The sequence below is a fragment of the Flavobacterium sp. genome (assembly GCF_044361065.1).
Lineage (GTDB): Bacteria > Bacteroidota > Bacteroidia > Flavobacteriales > Flavobacteriaceae > Flavobacterium.
This window is the reverse complement of sequence record NZ_JBIKJI010000173.1, coordinates 1-3,945: the sequence shown is the minus strand read 5'-3', so window position 1 is coordinate 3,945 and position 3,945 is coordinate 1. Positions and strand designations below refer to the sequence as shown.

Below are 3,945 nucleotides of genomic sequence, written 5' to 3'. Positions count from 1 at the left end.
TGTAGTTTTTTTAGCCTGTTCTTTAGTTGATGTAGTATTTAAGTTATAAAAACTAGACGTCATTCCAACTTGAAAAGTGGTAAGTAATTGGTTTGAATACGAAGCTGGATTTAATATGTTAATATGCGTACTATCTGAATAAACAGAAATTCCACCCATATTAATAATATCGTTAGTTCCTTTAAATCTAGCACTTCCTATTCCGTAAAAAGAATAAGGTGAAGCTGTGTTTTCTTGAGCAAAACCAAAATTTGCTAGTAATATCGAAATAAATAAGACAATTTTTTTAATCATTTTGTAAACTATAAGTGTATAATTGGTGTAAACTTTTTAATAGGAAATTTTCATCGGCAAATATGGTGCTTTTTAATCGATTCGCCAAAAAAATAGCGTCGCCGCCTGTTAAAATTATTGTAAATTGTTCTTTTTTAACAGAAAATTCTGAAATAAAGCCCTCAATTTCATAACACAACCCGTTTACAACACCAGAATGAATAGAATGATCTGTGCTGTTTCCAATAAAATTTTCTGGTGAATTACTTTCTAATAATGGTAATTTAGCTGTATAATCATTTAGCGCTTTATAACGCAAACGAAGTCCTGGAGAAATGGCACCGCCTAAGTATTCTTTTTTATGGGTGACGAAATCGTAAGTTACGCAAGTTCCTGCATCAATAATTAAAACATCTTGGTTTGGATAGTGAAATACGGCACCAGATGCTAAAACCATTCTGTCAACACCTAAAGTAGTTGGAGTAGTATATTTGTTTTTGAATGGGAAAACAGAATCTGGGTTTATTTCAATTACTTCAATTTGATTTTTCAACCATAAACTATCCATTTCATCTAGCATTGAAACGGAAGCTAGTACCGCTTTTGTATGATTTGGATGTTTTTTGAAAATTATTTGAAAATTATTTTGAAAATTATTTTTTTGGAAAACAAACGTATCAATAATGTTAAACTGCTTAAAAACAGCAACTTTAACATTTGTATTGCCCACATCAATTGTAAGTATCATATAGTATTATTAGAAATGCAAATGTACGAAAATGATTTTTTTTAATAATTGTTTTGGAAAATATAAAATAGGTTCTATATTTGCACCCGCAATGAAAAGGTAGAAATGCCTAAAATCGCAAGGTACCTTAGCTCAGATGGTAGAGCAACGGACTGAAAATCCGTGTGTCCCTGGTTCGATCCCTGGAGGTACCACAAAAACCCTTGATAATCCTTTGATTTTCAAGGGTTTTTTGTTTCTTCACACTTAAATATGGTTTTTAAATCTTAAAATATTAGTGATTTCTTATAAAAACCCATAATAAATAAAATTATTCTTAATAAAATTACGTTTTTAATGTAGTATTTGTTCTACAAACGGCAAAATCAGCACTTTTTTTGTAGGACTAAAAAAATGCTTGACTTGCAATAATATAAACTAAATTTTAATTCTTTTTAATTGATTATCAATATTTTATAAAAAATTAAATCAAATCTGATTTGCAATTTATGCGTTTTTTTATAAAATTATGTATTCTAATGACGAGTAAATTTGCAACCTAATAACAACCAGTTAATTACTAACTTAACTGAACAAAAAATTATTTTTTTATGAACCAAATTTTTACTCGTCTTTCGGACACAATTAGGAAAACTAAGTATTTGTTTTTCCTAATGCTTGCGAGCTCCGCGATGCAAGCCCAGACCAGTTGGTATGTAAATGATAACTCCACGAGTGGAGACATTTACACTACCGCTATTGGTAACAATGCCAACGCAGGAACCTCTGCTAGTGCACCAAAATTAACTTTAGGCGCTGCTTTTACAGCTGCTGCTGCTGGAGACATTATTTATGTCGACAAAGGAACCTTTACCGGTTCAGGTAACATAATGTTTACCTTTAACAAAGCCATTACCATTATTGGTGCAGGAACTGGAAACACTATTTTTACCAGCCACACTAATAATCGTTTTGCTACAATTGCCGCAAACAATGTAAGTATTCAAAACTTACAGTTGTATGACTTCTTTTTAGGGTCAGGTAATGGTCAAGCATTATTGGTAAATACCAACATTACTGGTTTTAAATTGACCAATGTAGTAATGAAGAAAAATTTCGGAAATCCTACTACGGGAGAAAGTATTTATTTATCTAGTGGTTCAAGCTCAACTTTTGATGGCTTGTTTTTTAGTTGTTCGGGATTTAATGGAGCTTCGGGAGGAGCAATTAAAGTGAATTCTTGTAACCTAATCGTTAAAAATTCTGCGTTTTCACAATCACGTGATGCAGATGGAAAAGGAGGAGCTATTGAAATCTCTGGATTAACTTCTGTAGTTACTGTAGATAATACTTCTTTTGATGGAAACTCGGCTCGCGCCGGAGGTGCCATTGCGCAAAATCAAGGAAAATTATACGTAACTAACTCGTGTTTCAATAGAAATTACATTCAGGGTGATTCAAGCAGTAATACAAATGGTGGTGGTCACTATTATGCCGCTAGTACAGATGCAAACCTAATTGCTAGTTTTACCAATTGTAAATTTCAAGGGGCTTTCTTTTGTGCTACTACAAATCCAACCGGGTACTTATGTGAATCAAGTACTAATACCTCAAACGATGGTGCTGCCTTTTCTTTAAGAGGAACTTCAGGTACTTTTACATTTGACACGTGTTTATTTGACAATTCAAATATGCCAGCAAAGAATTTTGACAATGGTTTAGATTTTTATGTGCAAGCTAGCGGAGCTATGTTGTTAACTATTAATAATAGTAAATTTGCTAACGACTTAACAAATTTAGACCCTGCTGAAGCAAGAAACATCTTTATTTCAGGTACTTTAAATAATACTACTCAAAAAGTAATTGTTACTAATTCTGGAGCATCTGCAACAGCTAATCGCGATGGAATTACAGGAAATAACTTTTCATTATCAGGAACATTAACTACTGGAAGTAATTCAGCAGTAGCTACTGGAGATGCAACAGCAAGTTGTGGTACAACCATTGCAGGATGTACAATTGCAGTAAACTGTGCTACTGAAGCCAATGCACCAGTAATTACTGCTTGTGCTCCAAATCAAACGTTGTCTTCTTGTTCAGGTACATTACCAGATTACCGTCCATTAATCGCTGCATTTGATGATTGTGATTTCACAATTTCTCAATCTCCAGCTCCTGGAACGTCATTAAGTTCTTTAGGAAATGGTGATCACACTATTACCTTTACTGTAAGTGACCAAAGCCCAAATAGTCCAAATGCTACTTGTACAATGGTTCTTTCATTAAGTGGATGTTATACTTGTAACCCAACTTTATCATATCCAAATTCTGGAGTTTGTTCTGCAAGCACTGCTGTTACACCTACTTTCAGCCCTGCAGGAGGAACATTCACAAGTACTTCAGGATTAACAATTGATGCTACTACTGGAGTAATTACTCCTTCAACTTCAACTGCTGGAAATTACACGATTACGTATACCCCTAATGCCTCATTTCCAACTTGTACTACAACAAGTACATTTACCATTACGGCTGCACCAGCGCAACCAACAATTGCTTGTTACGAAACGGCAACGTTAAACGCTGCTACCTGTACTTGGGAAGTAACTGGTACACAACCTACTCAACCTACAGTAGCTTGTTACGAAACTGCAACATTCAACACAACTTCTTGTGCTTGGGAAGTAACTGGAACGCAACCAGCTCAACCAACATTAGCTTGTTATGAAACTGCAACATTCAATACAACATCTTGTGCCTGGGATGTAACTGGTACACAACCTACTCAACCTACAGTAGCTTGTTACGAAACTGCAACGTTCAACACAACTTCTTGTGCTTGGGATGTAACTGGAACGCAACCAGCTCAACCAACATTAGCTTGTTATGAAACTGCGACTTTCAACACAACTTCTTGTGCTTGGGATGTAACGGGTACACAACCT

General features: G+C 34.6%; 2 protein-coding genes, 1 tRNA gene and 1 pseudogene. 2 read left to right on the top strand and 2 right to left on the bottom strand.

What is annotated here, in order from left to right; all coding sequences use genetic code 11:
* Positions 1-294: pseudogene (locus ACIQ11_RS09335) on the bottom strand (hypothetical protein); the annotation flags it as partial.
* Positions 287-1,021, bottom strand: a complete 735-nt coding sequence (locus tag ACIQ11_RS09330) for a type III pantothenate kinase (protein WP_396154353.1) — start codon at positions 1,019-1,021, stop codon at positions 287-289. The gene ACIQ11_RS09330 and the pseudogene ACIQ11_RS09335, both read right to left, overlap by 8 nt.
* Positions 1,022-1,142: 121 nt before the next feature.
* Here ACIQ11_RS09330 and ACIQ11_RS09325 point away from each other — a divergent pair.
* A tRNA-Phe gene (locus ACIQ11_RS09325) sits at positions 1,143-1,215 on the top strand.
* Between the two features lie 459 nt (positions 1,216-1,674).
* On the top strand, positions 1,675-3,945 hold a 2,271-nt coding region (locus ACIQ11_RS09320; protein ID WP_396154352.1), incomplete at its 3' end, for a hypothetical protein.

Excerpts from the sequence above, each read along its gene's own strand:
- ACIQ11_RS09330 (WP_396154353.1), bottom strand. The coding sequence starts at position 1,021 with ATGATACTTACAATTGATGTGGGCAATACAAATGTTAAAGTTGCTGTT.